At 32.2% G+C, this 18746-nt stretch carries 15 protein-coding genes; 9 read left to right on the plus strand and 6 right to left on the minus strand.

All coding sequences use genetic code 11. The features are described 5' to 3' along the window. Positions 1-195: 195 nt before the first annotated feature. Together IX290_RS07965 and panF are read left to right on the plus strand one after the other, a co-directional pair. Positions 196-456 carry a YhdT family protein gene (locus IX290_RS07965; RefSeq protein WP_211492686.1) on the plus strand — a complete coding sequence of 87 codons (261 nt, stop codon included), beginning with the start codon at positions 196-198 and terminating at the stop codon, positions 454-456. Then, positions 456-1901, plus strand: a complete 1446-nt coding sequence (gene panF / locus IX290_RS07970) for a sodium/pantothenate symporter (RefSeq protein WP_211492687.1) — start codon at positions 456-458, stop codon at positions 1899-1901. Before IX290_RS07965 ends, panF begins: the two co-directional genes overlap by 1 nt. Positions 1902-2192: 291 nt before the next feature. Here panF and IX290_RS07975 read toward each other — a convergent pair whose 3' ends face one another. Next, entirely contained in the window at positions 2193-7115 is a 4923-nt protein-coding gene (locus IX290_RS07975) for an autotransporter domain-containing protein (protein ID WP_211492688.1), read from the minus strand. 267 nt (positions 7116-7382) lie between these two features. Between IX290_RS07975 and IX290_RS07980 the strand changes: the two genes are divergently transcribed. Next, positions 7383-9011 (plus strand): tetratricopeptide repeat protein, encoded by a 1629-nt coding sequence (locus IX290_RS07980; RefSeq protein ID WP_211492689.1) that lies wholly within the window; start codon positions 7383-7385, stop codon positions 9009-9011. 42 nt (positions 9012-9053) lie between these two features. Here the strand turns inward: IX290_RS07980 and IX290_RS07985 are convergent, their stop codons facing one another. After that, positions 9054-9554: a flavodoxin family protein gene (locus tag IX290_RS07985; RefSeq protein ID WP_211492690.1), complete on the minus strand. Its 501-nt coding sequence runs from the start codon at positions 9552-9554 to the stop codon at positions 9054-9056. 155 nt (positions 9555-9709) lie between these two features. Between IX290_RS07985 and IX290_RS07990 the strand changes: the two genes are divergently transcribed. After that, positions 9710-10096: a DUF1232 domain-containing protein gene (locus IX290_RS07990; protein WP_211492691.1), complete on the plus strand. Its 387-nt coding sequence runs from the start codon at positions 9710-9712 to the stop codon at positions 10094-10096. Between the two features lie 81 nt (positions 10097-10177). Next, a complete protein-coding gene (locus tag IX290_RS07995) occupies positions 10178-11098 on the plus strand; it encodes a transcriptional regulator (protein WP_211492692.1) in 921 nt (306 codons plus the stop codon). 123 nt (positions 11099-11221) lie between these two features. Here the strand turns inward: IX290_RS07995 and IX290_RS08000 are convergent, their stop codons facing one another. Genes IX290_RS08000 through pstC form a run of 4 tightly spaced genes read right to left on the minus strand, consistent with a single transcriptional unit; the run spans position 11222 to position 14468 of the window. After that, positions 11222-11914, minus strand: a complete 693-nt coding sequence (locus IX290_RS08000; protein ID WP_211492693.1) for a PhoU domain-containing protein — start codon at positions 11912-11914, stop codon at positions 11222-11224. Positions 11915-11951: 37 nt separating this feature from the next. Beyond that, a complete protein-coding gene (gene pstB / locus IX290_RS08005) occupies positions 11952-12716 on the minus strand; it encodes a phosphate ABC transporter ATP-binding protein PstB (protein WP_211492694.1) in 765 nt (254 codons plus the stop codon). A gap of 20 nt (positions 12717-12736) precedes the next feature. Further along, entirely contained in the window at positions 12737-13582 is an 846-nt protein-coding gene (pstA, locus tag IX290_RS08010) for a phosphate ABC transporter permease PstA (protein WP_211492695.1), read from the minus strand. A gap of 10 nt (positions 13583-13592) precedes the next feature. Then, positions 13593-14468 carry a phosphate ABC transporter permease subunit PstC gene (pstC, locus tag IX290_RS08015; RefSeq protein WP_211492696.1) on the minus strand — a complete coding sequence of 292 codons (876 nt, stop codon included), beginning with the start codon at positions 14466-14468 and terminating at the stop codon, positions 13593-13595. A 197-nt stretch (positions 14469-14665) separates the two neighbouring features. Here pstC and IX290_RS08020 point away from each other — a divergent pair, with 197 nt between their 5' ends. From IX290_RS08020 to IX290_RS08035, 4 genes are all read left to right on the plus strand, one after another. Then, a complete protein-coding gene (locus tag IX290_RS08020) occupies positions 14666-15517 on the plus strand; it encodes a phosphate ABC transporter substrate-binding protein (RefSeq protein WP_211492697.1) in 852 nt (283 codons plus the stop codon). A gap of 84 nt (positions 15518-15601) precedes the next feature. Beyond that, the gene (locus IX290_RS08025) at positions 15602-16282 is read left to right on the plus strand and encodes a response regulator transcription factor (protein ID WP_211492698.1); all 681 of its coding nucleotides are present in this window, start codon (positions 15602-15604) and stop codon (positions 16280-16282) included. After that, positions 16231-17952 (plus strand): ATP-binding protein, encoded by a 1722-nt coding sequence (locus IX290_RS08030; protein ID WP_211492699.1) that lies wholly within the window; start codon positions 16231-16233, stop codon positions 17950-17952. Before IX290_RS08025 ends, IX290_RS08030 begins: the two co-directional genes overlap by 52 nt. A gap of 12 nt (positions 17953-17964) precedes the next feature. Then, positions 17965-18714 carry a CpsB/CapC family capsule biosynthesis tyrosine phosphatase gene (locus tag IX290_RS08035; protein WP_211492700.1) on the plus strand — a complete coding sequence of 250 codons (750 nt, stop codon included), beginning with the start codon at positions 17965-17967 and terminating at the stop codon, positions 18712-18714. Positions 18715-18746: the final 32 nt, after the last annotated feature.

An 18746-nucleotide genomic window follows, 5' to 3' on the forward strand; every position in this document is an offset into this window, starting at 1 on the left:
TACAAAAAAGAGAGCTGAGTAAAACATTTTTTTAAAAATGTTACTCAGCTTTTTTTATTGATATTTTCCATTTGTTTATTTACAATTCAGTTTTTATATCTTATAATGTACGGGGACAACATTTAAAATAAAAAAGATATAAAATATAAACACAAATTCAGTTTTTATATCAAAAAATTATTAAGGAGTATTAAAATGAAAAAAAGAAAACAGCAGATAAATAAGGAGATAATGGTAACTGTAGTACTGTATCTTTTCTATTTTGTATGGTGGTATTATTTTGCATATATAAGATTTAATAGTGATGATGTAGAGCATTTTAAATATATAATGGGATTACCAGAGTGGTTTTTCTACTCATGTGTAGTAGGCCTTGTAGTAGTTAACTTCCTTGTATTTTTACTGGTTAAGGTGTTTTTCAAAAATGTCTCTTTAGAAGAGGAGGATGATAACTGATGCTTACACTTATACCAGTAATTATCTACCTACTTGCAATGCTTTTTATTGCTTATAAAGTTAATAATATAAAACAGGCAAGTAATAACTTTACTGAAGAGTACTTTATAGGTAGTAGAAAAATGGGTGGATTTGTCCTTGCTATGACTATAATAGCTTCCTATGTAGGAGCAAGTTCCTTTATAGGAGGACCGGGAGTAGCATATAAACTTGGTCTGGGATGGGTGTTATTAGCATGTATTCAGGTTCCAACAGCATTTTTTACACTTGGAATTATTGGGAAGAAAATGGCAATTATTTCAAGACGTATTAATGGAGTTACAATTATTGATCTTTTAAGAGAGAGATATAAAAGTGATACAGTAGTCATAGTTTCATCAATAACTATGCTTATATTTTTTATAGGATCTATTGTTGCTCAATTTGTAGGTGGAGCGAGGTTATTTGAAAGTGTTACAGGGTATCCATATATTGTGGGACTTATTATCTTTTCATCAGTTGTAATAGCATATACTTCTTTTGGAGGATTTAGAGCTGTTGCTATAACAGATGCTATTCAGGGTATAGTAATGCTTGTTGCTACTGGAGTTCTGTTCTTTGTAATTTTAAAAGAAGGACATGGAATGGAGAATATTATGAGAACCATAGCAAAAACTTCTCCAGAGATGCTTACACCTAGCTCAAGTGGACATATAGCAAAGCCATTTATAATGTCTTTCTGGGTACTTGTAGGAATTGGACTTTTAGGTTATCCTTCAACTGCTGTTAGATGTATGGGATTTAAAGATAGTAAATCACTTCATAGAGCCATGATAATTGGGACTTCAGTTGTTGGAGTTCTAATGCTTGGGATGCACCTTATAGGAGTTATGGGAATGGCAATAGAGCCTGGAATAGATATTGGAGATAAGATAATACCTATTCTTGCTTTAAAAAATCTTAATCCAATAATTGCAGGAGTATTCATAGGTGGACCTCTTGCAGCAATTATGTCAACTGTTGATTCACTTCTTATAATGACATCAGCTACAATAGTTAAGGATTTGTATCTTCACTACATAAATAAAAATGCTAAAACAGAGACAATTAAAAAACTCTCATTTGTAGTATCTTTAGGATTTGGATTAATAGTATTTCTACTTGCTCTAAATCCACCAGAGCTTCTTGTATGGATAAATCTTCTTGCATTTGCAGGACTTGAATCTACATTCTTCTGTCCAATCTTATTTGGACTTTTCTGGAAAAGAGCGAATTCAACTGGAGCAATAGCTTCAATGATATTTGGATTTATAACATTTATCTATCTTACTGCAACTCATTCCAGTATTATGGGAATGCATAATGTAGTCCCAGTACTTGCAGTAAATGTAGTTGTATTTATTATAGGTTCATACTTTGGTAAAAAAGTTGATGAGAAGACTTTAGATATCTTCTTTGAACTATAAAATAAAAATTAAAGGCTGTTATATTCTAAAATTATAAAACTAAAATTCGCGATATTAAAAATTGTTGCGTAATTTATGCAGCGAAACAGAATACTGAAAATTTGACTGTCTGAACGAAGTGAGTTTCAAATTTTCTTTCTGTAAGCAAAATAAATAGAAACTATTTTTACCTAAGAGAATTTTATGTTTTACAAATTTGCAACAGTCTTTTTTTATTTTTTGTAGAAAAAAGATATGCCACCTCATATTGAGTACGAGATAGCACATCCTTTTTAGTTTTTTATATCATTTTTAGTCTATATCATCAAATTTGATTCTGAAATCAAGTTGGAATCCAGTGTAGTGATGTCTTAAATTACGAATCACTTTAGCTCCAACTCCATAACCAGGTTTTTCAAGAGTTACTCCCACTGATAGTTCAGAATTTATTTTATCCTTATCTTTTCTGAATTTATAGCGTTCAGTGTGAGTACCTGCTATTCGTCCTTTTAGCTGTTTATTATTGCCATATGTTTTAAATATCTTGTAGTCCACATCTGTTAAGAGTTTCCAGTTATCTTTTCCATAGGTAGTATGAGTCATTGATATTTCAGCTTTAGGTGTTGCAGTTAAAAGAGTTCTACTTTTGATGTCAAGGTTTATTGGACCGTCTTTTTCTTTAATACCGGTGATCCTGTCAACTGCAAATTCAACTCCAACTTTTGGTTCTATTTTCACTTCTTTAGATGTTCTATATTCTTTAGAATACTCCATATCAGCAAAAGCACCTATAGATTTGTAATTTGCTTTGGAATCAAAGAACTCATCAGCTACTACATATTTTCTGTGCATTTTTCTATAACTTCCTTCAATACCTAATTTTAAAAGTGTATTGTTTTTCCTATTATATTCATAAGATCTTGCCCAGTGGTATCCTACCTGTCCAGTAATAGCTCTTTCCTTTGAAGAACCTCTATCCATAAATTTGAAATTTTCCTGTGATATACCTCCAAACCAACCTTTACTGTCACCTATAATAGCACTTTCATAGTTATTTAGTACAAATACACCATTTGAATCTCTGTTATATCCACTGAATCCTTTTTTAGATGTTCTGTATTTCATATAATCTCCAAATACCTTTACCTTAGTTGTATCAGTGGTTTTTGTTTCCCACTTCATAAGAGAATCAAATTCCCGTTCAAATGTTCTTCTTGAGTCAGCTATTCTTCTATATGTATTTGCATAGTTATGTCCCATCATCTCATAGAAAGCACGTCCTAATACCTTGTCATCCCTTTTTTTTAGAAGGTTCAGAAGGTTAAATAGTTCTTTTTCTTCTGAATTGTATAGAGCATTGAGATAGATTTCCTCAAGCCCCTCAGCAAATTTGTATACATCTTCGTTTTCAGCAAAGTCTGAGTATGGGAATTTAGTCAGATATATATTTTTAATCTTTTTATTATCTTCATCCATAGTGATTGTACCTGTCCATAATAGAGCCCTTGTCTTAACATTTAAGGTTCTCAGTCCAGGTGCTTTTGCAAGTGCAGCATTATATGAATCGATAATCTTATCATCTATCTTAATAACTGGAGAATTTGTGTATGTTGCCCCCTCTGTTCCAAGGAAAAGATCTATGTTTCTTAGATAAGGAAGATTTTCCAGTCCTTTGATAGGATGAGTTATATTTATTCCAGATGTATCTATCTGCATTGCAATCCTTGTAATCTCTCCATGTGGAGGATAATTACCCATATCTTCAACTTTTGAAGGAAGACCATAAGGTTTTACAATGACATTGTGTCCATCTGAACTTATATCTGCAGGATTTACAGCATTTCCATTTATAGTGATAAGTGGGTCATTTTCTCCTCTTCCCACTATCTTTATTCCTTCTACATCTTTATCTGGAGCATTGTCAATAGTAAGTTCACTACTTACATTTCCATCCATCCTGTCATATTTTGAACCTCTTACAGTTACAACTCCAACTCCTTCAGCAGGTGTAATTGTAATATCTCCGTAGTTGAGGAAGGTTCCATCTCTCATAGTGAGTATTCCTGCAGCTCCAACAGCATCAGCAGAGGCAGTTATAGTACCGTAGTTTTCACCAGTTGCACCATGGTCTATAAACATACCGATTCCGTCTATTCCTTTTATCTCAATAGTTCCTCGGTTGATAGCTTTGGAGTTCTCTCCACTTGCATACATCCCAATACCATGATCTCCCAGAACTTCAATCTTACCCTCATTTACAACAATTCCTTCCTGGGCAACACAGTTATTTTCAGCATCATAGTATCCAGCTGCCATACCTATACCATAGAGATTTTGAGTAGGGTCTGATGCTCCAACAACTATATTTTTCATATTTACAGATTTCCCATGCTCAATACTAAACATACCTATATTTCCAAGTCCGTGAGCAAGATAAATATCCCCATTGTTCACAGCGTTACCAGCAGAGTAGATACCATAGTTTAAATCTCCATAAGTTACAATATCCTTGTTGTTTTCAACCTGTTCTACAGGGTTTTTACTGTATATTCCAGCTGCAGGAAGGTCTCCTCCACCAGTAAGTTTTATCATATTATTGTTTTCAATCTTATCATTTCCGTCACTGTCCAGGAAAATACCTATACTTTCACTTCCACCTATCTCAATTATTCCATCATTTATAAGGGAGATATCCTGTGGATCTTCACCTTTTACCCCATACATAAAGAGTGTATCATCCTTGGTTCCCTTAACATGAGCTCTGTTTGTAATAGAGGTATTCAAAAGCTCAACCTTTGAGAAAATATTTCCATCAGTATCAAGGTCTGCATCTTCATCTATTACAAGGTCACTGTTTTCCAGAAGGAAGGTTTTAAATCTGCTTCCTGTTATATTTGGACCACCCATACCTGTAATATTTGCAACCTTTGTATCTGAAAGTTTTAGTGAGAAATCCTTGGCATAAAATGCTCTACCATCATCTAGGTTGAAAGTGAGTTTATCCAGAGTACTGTTAAAATAGTTGTGGCTATAATTTGCAAAGTAGGTATTAAAATCCTCTTTGTTATTACCTTGGAAAAATAGCCCTGTACCATGGATATTTTTATCCCAATCTCCGTGAATATTTACAGTTGTAGGAGTATTTACTAAAATACTTCCCTTATTTTCAATATCATTGTATATAAAGACTGACTTTTCATAGGTGTCAAAGGTGTTATTACCATCTAAAATCACTTTTCCACCACTGGCTACAGCAATGTTCTGTGCTCCATCTCTAGCCTTGATATCAGCACCTGAAAGTGTTATAACTCCATCATTGGTTGCTATTAGTCCAGAAGATTTAAATCCTGATACATCTATATCAATAGTTCCATTGTTTGTGAAGTTTGAATTTTTAGATACATACATACCAGCTGCTCCAGTAGAATCCTCCTCAGATGTAGAACCACCTTTGAGAGTGAGGTTTCCATCATTTACAACTGTGGCATTTTTAGATGCTACAATTCCTACTACTCCCTTACCACTGATATCTATATCTCCTTTATTTGTGAAATTTCCACCATTTACAACAACTCCAACACTCAGGTCAGAATCATTGATTTTAATATCTCCACTATGAGTTATGTCAGAGTAGAATGAAAGTAGAGCAGTATTTTTTTCTCCACCGGTGATTTCAAGAATACCAGCTGTATCTTTTTTTAGCTGGACATCCTGCACTTCTTGATATGACATGAGCATATTATTTGATCCACCTTTGGATTTTATCTCATAGTCATCCAGATAGATATCCATATTATATGTAGGTATTATATTATTCATTTTTGGCATATTTGCTGCAATGAATCCTGTATTTTCATTTCCTGTAATATCTATTTTAATTTTTGCAGGTCTAAGGATTTCGTTGTTATCTCCTACCTGATATTTTGCAGTAGATGAGATATCTTGGTCTGTACTCTTCATTGCATTCTGATTTGCACTACCTCTGTCTGAAGGCTTTTTAGCAAAACCTGCATTTCCCAAAGTTCTTATACCTGTAGCATTGTCACCTGTTATTGTAATAGGTGAGTTTAAAACAAGTTCACTATCCATATTATAGAGATAGTAGTAAAGACCTGTGTTATCTTTTCCAGCTATAATAAAATCACCATTATTTTCAAAGGATGTTTTTACTGCAAACTCCCCTATTCCCATGAGTCTTTCTCCAGAGAGTTTTAATTTTCCATTGTTCTGTATAAAGGTAATTCCAGGTGTAGTAGCATAACGTGCAAAAGCCTCTGTAAACACTACACCTTTAAATCCAGTTGCCTCTATTTCACCATTATTTATAAATCCTGAATTGTATGTATTAGGGTTTGAATCAGCAACAGTAACAAAAGAGATAGAGGAGTTGTTACCAATATTTATCTTTGTATTTTCCCCTATGATTCCAGTTGCATCTCCAGGGACAATATTTTGATAGTCAGTAATAAAAAATATTGATGAGTCTATCATCTCAGTATTTAGATCTTTCTCCTTATTTCCCGTGATATTCAGTTCAATATTATCTATTGTCATTGTATTACCTGCAGTACTTCCAAATACATATTTAGGACGTTTCCCTGTGATATCAAAATCCTCCTCTGTTACAGACACAACCTGATGATTACGTCCCTGTACACCAGTAAATTTGATATTTTTGGTAGTAACATTTACCTGGTTATTTTCTGAATCAATAAATATATCCATCTTACCAGGAGCACCTTTGGATTCCATTGCCTGCTGACCAAAAAGTGCCGGTTTTGATGATAAACCATCTTTATTTATATATGCAGAGTCTTGAACTGAAATTTGTCCACTTGAGTATCCAATAGGGATAAATCCACTTTGGGGAATTTCAGGATTTGAAATTCCAAATTTTACACTCTCAGGTCTAAATACCTTTGAAAGCCCAACAAGCCTTACATCGTAGTCATTTCTGACCTTAGGCAAAATGTGGAAAATCTTTCCCTGATCTTGGATTCTTCTTATATTTACATATCTATCTTTATATGTTCCATGATGACATTTATTGAAAAAGATATTATATCCAAACTGCCATCTATGATCTGCTGGTTTATTAAATTGTTCAATCTGTTCTTCAATCTGATATGGTTCTCCCTCTCTTTTAAAAAAGTCAAAAGAAAGGGCATTAGTACTTAATGTAATAAAAAGTGCGAGAATAATGTAGGATGATTTTGAATTTAAAAGAGTAGTCATAAAATCTCCCCCTATAAGAATAAAACGAAAAGATAAGAATTGGTGTAGAGTTATTAATTAAGTATATAAATATTAAAAAATATATATATTTATTTTGTTAATATCTTACCTTGAGAATACCATTTTATACTTTGTTTGTCAATTTTTAGGCAACTTTGTGTAATAAAAAACACTTTATCTATTGAGTCTTAAAAAATATATAGTATACTTATATAAAGAGGGAGTAGTATTTTTATTTTTTTTAGTCAGTGAAATGCAGGTGATATAATGAAAAAACTGATGGAGGAATTGGATAAGTTACATAATGAGGACAAGCATAAAGAGATAATAGAGAAAATAAATTCTCTCCCTGAAGATCAACTTGATTATGAAATTTTAGGCAGATTGGCAAGGGCATATAATAATAATGAAGAGTATCAAAAAGGGATAGAAATAATGGAGAAGATTAGAGAGAAGGGAGAGCAGGATTCTATTTGGAATTACAGGATGGGTTACTCTTACTACTATTTAGATAATCTTCCAGAAGCAGAGAAATATTTTTTAAAATCTCTGGAATTGAATCCACATGAGGAAGATGTTGAGTTTTTTCTCTTAAATATTCATATTGAGATGGCTGAAAAGTATATGCAGTCAGGAGAAAAGGGCAAAGCTCTTGAAAACTATATGCAGGCTAGGTTGTATGCCAATACTGATGATGAGATAATACTTACAGAATCTAATTTAGGTTGGATGCATGACCAGCTTAATAATTATCAGGAGGCCTATAAATACTTGAAAAATGCCATTGATATGGGCCGTGATGATGAGTGGATATTTGCTGAATTTGGATTTTGTCTAATGGGACTGGAAAGATATAGTGAAGCACTTGAAGAATTTAAGAAGGCAAAGGATTTAGGCCGTGATGATTGTTGGATAAATGGTCAGATTGGAAATATATATAAGGAATTGAGAAATTATGACGAAGCATTGAGGTATCTTTTACTTGCTTTAGGTCAGGAAGAAAATATATGGATTGTATCACAGATTGCCTTAGTATATCAGCTAAAAGAGGATTACTCTAAAGCTTTGGAGTATTTTATTCAGGCAGAGAAATTAGGTCGAGACGATATCTGGATATATTCTCAAATAGCACTTGTATACCATGGTATGGGAGATTACAGATCAGCTCTGGAGTATCTTGCTAAAGTACATGATATGGGAAGAGATGATGAATGGCTCTATGCAGAACTGGGAGCATGTTATTTTAGAGAAGATAGGTATGAAGAGGCAATTGAAACCTATCTCAAAGTAAAAGAGATGGGTGTTGATGATGAGTGGATAAATACAGAACTTGGTTTCTTATATGATAAAGTTAATAATTATGAAGAAGCTGAGAAGTATTTAATGAGGGCAAATGAGATAAAAGAGAGTAGCCTTATAAACTCAGAGCTGGGATTTTGTTTAACAAGACAGAGAAAGTATAAAGAAGCTTTAAAATATTTTACAAGATCTATCAACTTAGGTAGAAATGATGGATGGATACACAGTCAGATTGGATATGTTTATTCAGAACTTGGAGAGATAAAAGATGCTATTGAAGAGTTAAAAATTGCAAGAGACCTTTCTCCTGAAGATAATTGGATATATTATCATCTTGGAACTAATCTGCGTAAAGCTGGAGAGATAAATGAAGCTATTGAAAATCTTTTAAAAGTAGAAAGAAGCGGACAATACACAGGATGGGCAGACTTAGAGCTTGCCTACTGTTATGCTCTTATAGATAAAAGAGAAGAAGCTACACAGTATCTGAAAAAAGCTAAAGAGCTCCTGTATTCGCAATCTCTTGAAGATGAAGAACTCAGTAAACAATTTGATATTGTAGAAAAATTACTTAGTGCCACAACTTATCTGGTATAAGTTAAAATCCCCTGATTAGATTTTCTGTCAGGGGATTTTTTATTATTTAATAATGTTGGAAAAATATTCCTGTGCATTTTTAAGGTCAGTTGCATCAGGGTGAGTGCTTGCATCTTTCCATCTTTTCATTCTCTCTTCTGTAGGTCCATGAGGGTCACCAGCTGGACGTTTTAATGCTCTTTGAATAATTGCATCAGATAAGGCTCCATGGCAATGAAAATGTCCCAATACTTCATTTCCATTTTTTTCTAAAGCCTCTGTTATATTTTTTATACAACGTGTTGCATATTCTGAGTCTGGGTAAGCTCCTAAAGTAAAGAAAAATGCAGTTTTCTTATTCTTTATTGTATCTATAAAAGCAAGAGCTTTTGGATCAGCAGTGCTTCTTCTAATCCATGCACCAACTATTATCACATCGTAATCAAGAGTTTCTACATCTTTAATATCTTTTAACTGACTTCCTTCAAGTGCTTCTGATATTGCAGTTGCTACTTTTTTGGTATTTCCAGTGACACTTGAATAAGCTACTAATATTTTATTCATATATCCTCCTTTTTTACTTCCATTTTTGATTATTATAGTATAGAATTACAAATAATGCAATTAGCTGTTGTAATTAAGCTAATGGAATTGACAATAGGCTAACAATAAGAGTATACTTGAAGTTGAAGAGATTACTGTTGAATGGGGGATAGAGAATGAAGATTGAATCAGAAAAATATGTTAAATATTTCTCAGAAAGTAAATTTTGGACAAAACTAAAAGAGATTGCAAAAAAGATAGGTTTAAAGACTACTGCTTATGCCTTGCTTCTTTTTTACATTTTAGATAAAGATGAGGTTCCAGTAAAGGATAAGATGGTTATTGTAGGATGTCTTGGATACTTTATTTTACCTCTGGATCTGATACCTGATTTTACTCCAGTAGGATATTCAGATGATGTTGTTGCAATGATATTTGCACTTAGAAGCTGTAGAAAATATATTGATGACAATATAAAACAGAAAGTCATGGAAAAATTAAAGTCATGGTTTAAGGTGGAAGATGATTATTTAGTTGAGCTTTTAGATGAAATAAAAAAATGATTTTTCCTTTATTTTTCAAATGACATTATATGTCACGTGAAATCTGTATAATATAAATAAAAAGAGTAAAGGGGGAGACAGATGAAAAACCAGAGAATTTTGGACATCTATGTGAGACTTCTAAATAATAAAATAGTTAACAGAAAAAATCTGGCTCAGGAATTTGAGGTAAGTGAAAGAACCATACACAGAGATATAAGTGACTTAAGAAATTTTATGGTAAATCTTAATATGAGCGGGGAGATCGAATACGATCCTAAAGAAAATGGATATGTACTTAAAAATGAGGATATGCAGAAACTTTCTAACAGTGAAATACTTGCAGTATGTAAGATTTTATTGGACAGTAGAGCATTTTTAAAAGATGAGATGATGGGGATTATTGATAAGCTTTTAAAACAGTGTATTCCTCATGAAAATTTTAAAAAAGTATCTCAATTAATTGATAATGAAAAATTTCACTATATGGAATTGCAACATAAGAAAAGTTTTATTGACTGGCTATGGGATATAGGAGATGCTATTAAAAATCATAATCAGATGGAGATAAAGTACAAGAAGATGGATGGAACTTTTGTTACAAGAGTTGTAAATCCTGTTGGTCTTATGTTTTCAGAATATTACTTTTATCTTTTAGCACATATTGTAAATATTGATAAGGAAAAATATTTTGCTAATAAAGATGATATTTTCCCTACCATATATAGAATAGACAGAATAGAGAGTTTTAAAATTCTTCCTAAACATTTTAGAGTTTTTTATAAAGATAGATTTGAAGAGGGAGAATTTAGAAAAAGAACTTTCTTTATGACTGGTGGAAGACTTCAGAAGATAAAATTCAAATACACAGGGCACTCTCTTGAAGCAATTCTTGATAAAATACCTACTGCAGAGGTAATTGAAGAGGGAGATGGATACTATATAATCAAGGCAGAAGTCTTTGGTAATGGTATTAACAGATGGATATTAAGCCAAGGTAAAGATGTTGAAATAATTAAATAGTAAGAAAAAGGCAGGTACATTACATTGTATCTGCCTTTTATGTTGCTAATAAAAAAGAACTCCTGCAATATTTCTATTACAGGAATCCCTTTGTGTGAGAATATGTGTGAAAATCGGTGGTAGCTATTTTTTAGCTTTCTGTTCTTCAAGAAGTTCTTTTTTTCTTAAATTTTCTCCTTTAAGAATGTAGACAGAATCTACAACCAGGTGCATTACATGGTCAGAAAATCTTTCATATTTCTTATTTAGAAGAACCAGATATGTTCCTCCCTCTACATTGTCAGTAGATTTTTTCATAAGATTTATAAGTTCAACAATATTTTTGTTTGACATCTCATCTATCTCATCATCCTGAGGAAGAAGTCCATAAAGTATTTTTTCATCTCTATGGATAACTGCTTCTATATAGGCTTCAAAAATATGTTTAATATTTAAAACCATAGGATAAAGTATTGTTTTCAGGTATTTTTCTTCCTGAGGAGATTTTTTTTCAATATCTTTTATTATTGCAAAGTTTGCTTTAAGCAGATCTCCCATTCTCTCTAAAAGCCTTGCACTGTTTATTATCATAATAAGAAGTCTTAAATTTCCAGCAGCAGGTTGGAATCTTGCTATTGAAATTATGGCATCCTCTTTTATCTTTACTTCAAGTGCATTTATTACATCTTCAACAACCATACATTCTCCATAGAGAACTCCGTCAAATTTTTCATTTTTAAGCATTTCCAGATTTACATCTAAAACTCTTTGAACATTTCTCAGCATTTCAAGGTAATGTTCAGTTAAACCATATATACTCTCTTGTAAATTTCTCATCTTTTCCTCCTTAAAATTATGATGTTTTATATCTATCCTATCCAAATTTTCCAGTTATATAATCTTCTGTTTTCTTTTTATGTGGAGTTGTAAAGATAATCTCTGTTTTATCAAACTCCTCTAAAACTCCCTGATAGAAAAATCCTGTATATTCAGAAATTCTTGAAGCCTGTTGCATATTGTGAGTAACAATTATAATACTGTATTTTTTTTCAAGTTCTCCAATTAACTCCTCTATCTTTGAAGTTGAAATTGGGTCAAGAGCAGAAGTTGGTTCATCCATAAGTAGAATCTGTGGATTTACAGATATTGCTCTTGCTATACATAATCTTTGCTGTTGCCCTCCAGAAAGCCCAAGAGCTGACTTGTGTAATTTATCTTTTACTTCATCCCAAAGGGCAACAGATTTAAGTGAGGTCTCAACGATTTCGTCTAGTTTTGCTTTATTTTTTTCTCCGTGAAGCTTTGGTGCATATACAATATTCTCATATATAGTCTTAGGAAATGGATTTGGTTTTTGAAATACCATTCCAATATCTTTTCTAAGTTCTACAATATCATAAGATTTATCAAATATATTTTTCCCATCAAATAGGATTTCACCCTCATATTTGGCACCAGCAATAAGGTCGTTCATTCTGTTGATAGACCTTAAAAATGTAGATTTACCACAACCAGATGGACCAATAAGTGCTGTAACTTTATTCTTTGCAATTTCCATATTTATATTTTTCAATGCCTGGAAATCACCATAATAGAAGTTGAAATCCTTTACAAGAATTCTAACATCTTCATTATTCATTTTTTCCTCCTGTATATAAACTAATTTTTATTATTAAAACGATATCTTATTGCAGCTCCCAATAAATTGAAGCTGATTGTAATTACAACAAGTACAAATAGAGTTCCTTCCATATATGAAACAGGCATATTAGGTACCTGTGTAGATATTACAAATAAGTGATATGGAAGAGCCATTACCTGATCCCAGGGAGTTTCAGGTAGAAATGGCAGATAAAATGCAACTGCTGTAAACATAATTGGAGCAGTTTCACCAGCAGCTCTGGAAATACTTAGTATCACTCCAGTAAGAGTACCAGGGAGAGCTGCAGGTAGGACTATTTTAGTTATTGTTTCCCACTTTGTAGCTCCCAATGCAAGAGATGCTTCTCTTAAACTGTTAGGAATTGCTAAAAGTGATTCTCTTGTAGATGTTATTATTACAGGAAGACACATGATTCCCAGTGTCAACGAACCTGAAATAACAGATACATCAAATCCTAAAAATATTACAAATAGAGCCATTCCAAATAATCCATATATGATACTTGGAATACCAGCCAGATTTATAATAGTAAGATTTATAATTCTGGTTAAAAGATTATCCTTTGCATACTCTACAAGATATATTCCTGTTAAGATACCAAATGGTACAGATACAATTATAGTTCCAACAGTTAACCAGATAGTTCCAATAATTGCTGGATATATACCTCCACCACGCATTCCATCTGTAGGCATATCTTTTAGGAAACTCCATGAGATTGCTGGAATTCCTTTCCAGATGATATATCCCAAAATTAGAAATACTGGAAGTATTGAAATAAGTCCAACTACTTTAATAACTACTTCTGCAATTTTTTCATTTTTCTTTTTAATAAGTAACATCTTTTATCACCTAACTCATACTTCTTGATTTTCTTATAAATCTATCTGCAATACTGTTAGTTATAAAACTTATAAAGAAAAGTATTAAACCTATTGCAAATAGAGCATAGTAGTGAGTACTTCCATTTACAACTTCACCCATTTCAGCAGCAATTGTAGCAGTAAGAGTTCTTACTGGGGAAAGTGGAGATGTAGCAAGAATAGGTGAGTTACCAGTAATCATCAAAACTGTAAGTGTCTCTCCTATTATTCTTCCAAATCCCAGCATAATTCCAGCAAATATACCTGGAAAGGCAGCTGGTAGAAGAACATTTGCTATAGTTTCAAGCTTATTTGCTCCCAGTGCAAGAGATGCTTCTTTATAAGATTTGTCAAGAGCTGCAAGAGAGTCATCAGCTATACTTACTATTGTAGGTATTGCCATAAAAGCCAGCATGATTCCTCCAGAGAGTGCTGTTAGACCACTGTGCAGATTAAATATATCCTTTACAATTCCAGATAATACATATAGTCCTAAAAATCCCAGAACAACAGATGGAATTGCAGACATTGTTTCTATTGTAATTTTAAATAGTGTACGCATCTTAGGAGTTGCATATTCACTTATATAAATCGCTGTAAATATTCCAACGGGTATCGATATTAAAAGTGCTATCAGAGTAACCCAGAAAGAACCTACTAAAAGTGGAAGGAGTCCAAAGTAATCAGACAGTGAAATCCACTTAGTTCCAAATATAAATTTTGTTACTGGGTATTCTCTAAAGAACTTGATTCCGTTGAAAAAGATAAATAGAAAGATAAGAAATATAATTACTATATTGGAAATTCCTATTCCAAACAGAGTATATCTCATACCTGTATCTTTTGCCTTTCTAATGGAAAACATAATTCCTCCTTAAATTTTCTTCTCTTTTTATGTCAACCTATTGTAAGTTGCCCATGTAAAAGGAGTATTAATTCAATGTAAAGATAGTGTAAAAAATTATTTACATGTTTTTTACACTGGCTTAATCTTTATTTAACATTGCAATGATAGGGTAGTGATGTGAATAGAAATTTATATTATTAATCTAGGAGGAAATTATGAAGAAAAGATTTTGGAGAAATACACTTATTATGGCATTGGTAATGGCAGGGACTATCTCTTTTGGACAGATAGCAGAGGCAAGATCAAAGGTTGTACAGTTAAAAGGATCTGACACAATATTAAATGCATCACAGGCAATAGCAGAAAAATATATGAGCACACATAAAGGAGCTAGAATAGCTGTAACTGGTGGAGGTTCAGGAGTTGGAATTTCAGCACTTATCAATAAAACTACTGATATAGCTATGGCTTCAAGAAATATGAAGGACAAAGAGTTTGAACAGGCAAAAGCAAGGGGAATAAATGTAGATGAGATAGTAGTTGGTTATGATGGAATTACAATTATAGCTAATAAATCTAATCCATTAAAAGATATAGATGATAAGACTTTAGGAAAGATATTTAGAGGAGAGATTAAAAACTGGAAAGAGGTTGGTGGAGATGATGCTCCAATAGTAGTACTTTCAAGAGACTCATCTTCAGGAACTCATGAGTTTTTTAAAGAGCACATAATAAGAGAAGGAAATCCAAAAGGAACTCAGGAATATGGACCAAAAACTCTTTATATGCCATCTAACCAGTCAATTAAACAGGAAGTTGCAAATAATAAGTATGCAATTGGATATATAGGTATGGGATATATGGATGATTCTGTTGAAGCTATAAAAGTAGATGGAGTTGAAGCAAGTAGAGAAAACGTATTAAGTAAGAAATACCCAATAGCTAGACAGGTTTATTGGTATACAACTAAAGATAGAGATGGAGTAGTAAAAGATCTTGTAGATTTTGCAGTATCTCCAGATGGACAGGCTATAATTAAAGATGAAGGATTTGTACCTGTAAAATAGATAAAAAATCAGATGGCCTACTTAATTTTTTAGGTAGGCTATTTCAATTGTGGTATAATTTATTAGAAAGGGAGGTGGAGGGAAATGAATATTTTAGTAGTGGAAGATGATAAGGAGATACAGGAACTCATAGCTTATTTTTTGACAAATGCTGGGTATGAAGTGGATAAAGCTGGAGATGGTCTGGAAGGACTTAAACTTCTAAAAGAAAAGCATCACAGCCTTGTAGTATTAGACCTTATGCTTCCAAATCTTGATGGTACAAATTTTACAAAAATAGTAAAAGGGATATCAAGTGAGTATGGTAATCCGTTGATAATCATGCTTACAGCTAAAACTGAAATAGAAGATGTATTGGAAGGGTTGGAAATAGGTGCTGATGATTATATGAAAAAACCATTTGACCCTAGAGAACTGGTACTTAGAGTGAAAAAACTATTAAATAGCCACACAAGAGAAGTTAAAGAGGAAAAATATAGATTTGAAAATATAGAGATAGATGATAGCAGGCATGTGGTACTTTATCATAGTGAGGAGATTGAACTCTCTAAAAAGGAGTATGACTTATTGTTGCTTTTAATAGAAAACTTAGGTCTTGTAATAACCAGAGAGAGAATCTTGGATAAGGTATGGAATAGTAATTATTATACTGGGGATAGAACTGTAGACGTATATATCTCAAAGTTGAGAGATAAGATGCCAGAGCTTGCCCAATGTATAAAGACAGTAAAAGGAGTGGGATACAAATTAGAAGAAAAGAGATAATAACTCTTGTGCTCATACTTATAATTGAGGGAATATTTGTATTTATAAATTCAAGTGTTTTATCAGACCTTTATGCACAGAGAGTTAAAGAGACTTTGAAACAGGATACGATATTTGTAAAATTACTTGCTAAGGACTACCCACATGAAAAATATAAAGATATATTTGAAAATAGTGATTTGAGATTTACTCTTATAAATAGGGAAGGAAAAGTAGAATTTGATTCTAAAAATATATCCAGAGAGGAATATATGGATAATCATCTCCAAAGAAAAGAGGTTCAGGAAGCCTTAAAAAGTGGAGAGGGATTTGATATAAGACATAGTAAGACAATGGGAGAAACATTTGCTTACTACACTACTACCTTTAAAAATAACTACGGAGAGGAGTTTGTAATCAGAACTTCCAGTGATTATGAAGGTGTACAAAGTGAGATACATAAGTTTCTTGCTATCCAGATTGGATTTTTTATCATACTTAACTTTGCAATTCACCTGTTCTATAAAATCTATATAAAAAGAGATTTTTATAAGAAAATAGGAAAAATGAAGGATTTTCTGGAAAAAGGAGAAAATGGAAATACCAATTTTTTAAAAGAGGAAAAGTGGTTTTTCGAATTCTGGCTGGTATTGAAAGAATGGCAAAAGAAGAATCTTGAGAATATTTCAAGACTTGATAAAGAGAGAAAGACTCTCTCTCTTATTATGGAATCAATAGATATATTTATTGGCCTTATAGATAAAGATGGTCGATTTGTAGTGAAAAATGGCGTGTTGGATGAGATAATAGACTATAGAAGAGACAGGTATATTGAGGCTCTTAAATATATAGAGATTATTGATGTTATAAAAAAAGGTATTGCTGGAAATACGGAATTATCTGAAGAGGTTTATATTCAAAGTATAAAAAGGTATTTCGCTGTTACTGTAAAAAAATTGGAATTTAGCAGTGAAGTTCTGCTAACTATAAAAGATATAACTCCATCAAAACAGGCAAGTGAAGTTCAGAGAACATTTATAAGTAATGTAAGTCACGAGCTTAAGACTCCTCTTACTAATATAAAGGGTTACCTGATTGCTCTGGAAGATGCACCAGATACTATGAAAAAGAGATTTTTAACAGTGATAAAAGAGAATGTAATAAAACTTGAAAATATTGTTTCTGATTTTTTAAATATCTCAAAAATTGAAAGTTCAGCTATTTTAAATAGGGAGGAAGTAGAGGCTTCAGCTCTTATAAATAGCCTAAATGCAGCTCTTGAAATGATAGTTAAGAATAAAAACGCCGACATCTCTTATGATGTAGAATTAAAAAATGGTAAAACTACACTTAAAATTGATAAAGAAAGAGTGATTACTGTTTTGAAAAACCTTATTGAAAATGGAATATTGTACAATGAAAACAGTCCAATAATTGAGGTTGATATTAAAGAGTTAGAGGACAGATATACATTCACTGTAACTGATAACGGTATTGGAATACCAATTGATGAGCAGTATAAGATATTTGACAGATTTTATAGAGTGGATAAGGCAAGAACAAGTAACCTAGGAGGAACTGGTTTGGGACTTGCAATAGTTAAAAGTATTGTAGAACAGTGCGGAGGAAAAATAACTGTGAAATCTGTTGAAAAATCTGGAACTGTATTTGAGCTTTATATTATGAAATAGTGAGGTTTTTTTATGATTGATATCCATTCACATATATTATTTGGATTAGATGCTGGACCGGCTGAAGTTGAAGAATCAATAAAACTTCTGAGGGAAGCTGAAAAGATTGGATACACTGATATTGTGTGTAGTTCCCATTTTTATCCAGGAATAATTGAGAATGAAAACTATAGTGAAAATTTTAAGTGCTTGGAGAAAAGAGTAAAGGATGAAAATATTTCTATAAATCTTTATAAAGGAAATGAGGTAGTTGTCCATCATGCTACTTTATCAAACCTTAAGAAAGTTAATACTATAAATAATGGCAAATATATTCTTGTAGAGTTGGATCCAGGGACTGAGTATAAATATTGTAAAAACTTTTTAAAAAAATTAAAAAAATATGGATATTTACCTGTTCTGGCACATGTTGAGAGGTATACTAATTTTTCTTTAAAACAAAAAATAGAAATTTATAATATGGGAATAATTTTGCAAATGAATATTAGAGAGATTGCTAGTTATGAACAAGAAACTGAGTATCTTCTTACAAATCATTACATAGAGGTAGTAGCTAGTGATTGTCATACTATGAAAGATAGAAATTATAATCTGCAGGAATATTTAGAAAAACTAAAAAAATTAGTTGGTGCTGAATATTTTGAAAAGATTACTGTTGATATTCCCTACAAGATAATAAATAATATAGAGATTCGAAAGAGTAAGTCTCAAAAAATTTTTTTAAGAAGAATATTAGATGCTATTGGGATAAAAAATATATAATGCCATATAAAAAGGGCCGTTGCATTTCTAAA

Source organism: Fusobacterium sp. DD2 (genome assembly GCF_018205345.1).
Classification (GTDB): Bacteria; Fusobacteriota; Fusobacteriia; order Fusobacteriales; family Fusobacteriaceae; genus Fusobacterium_A.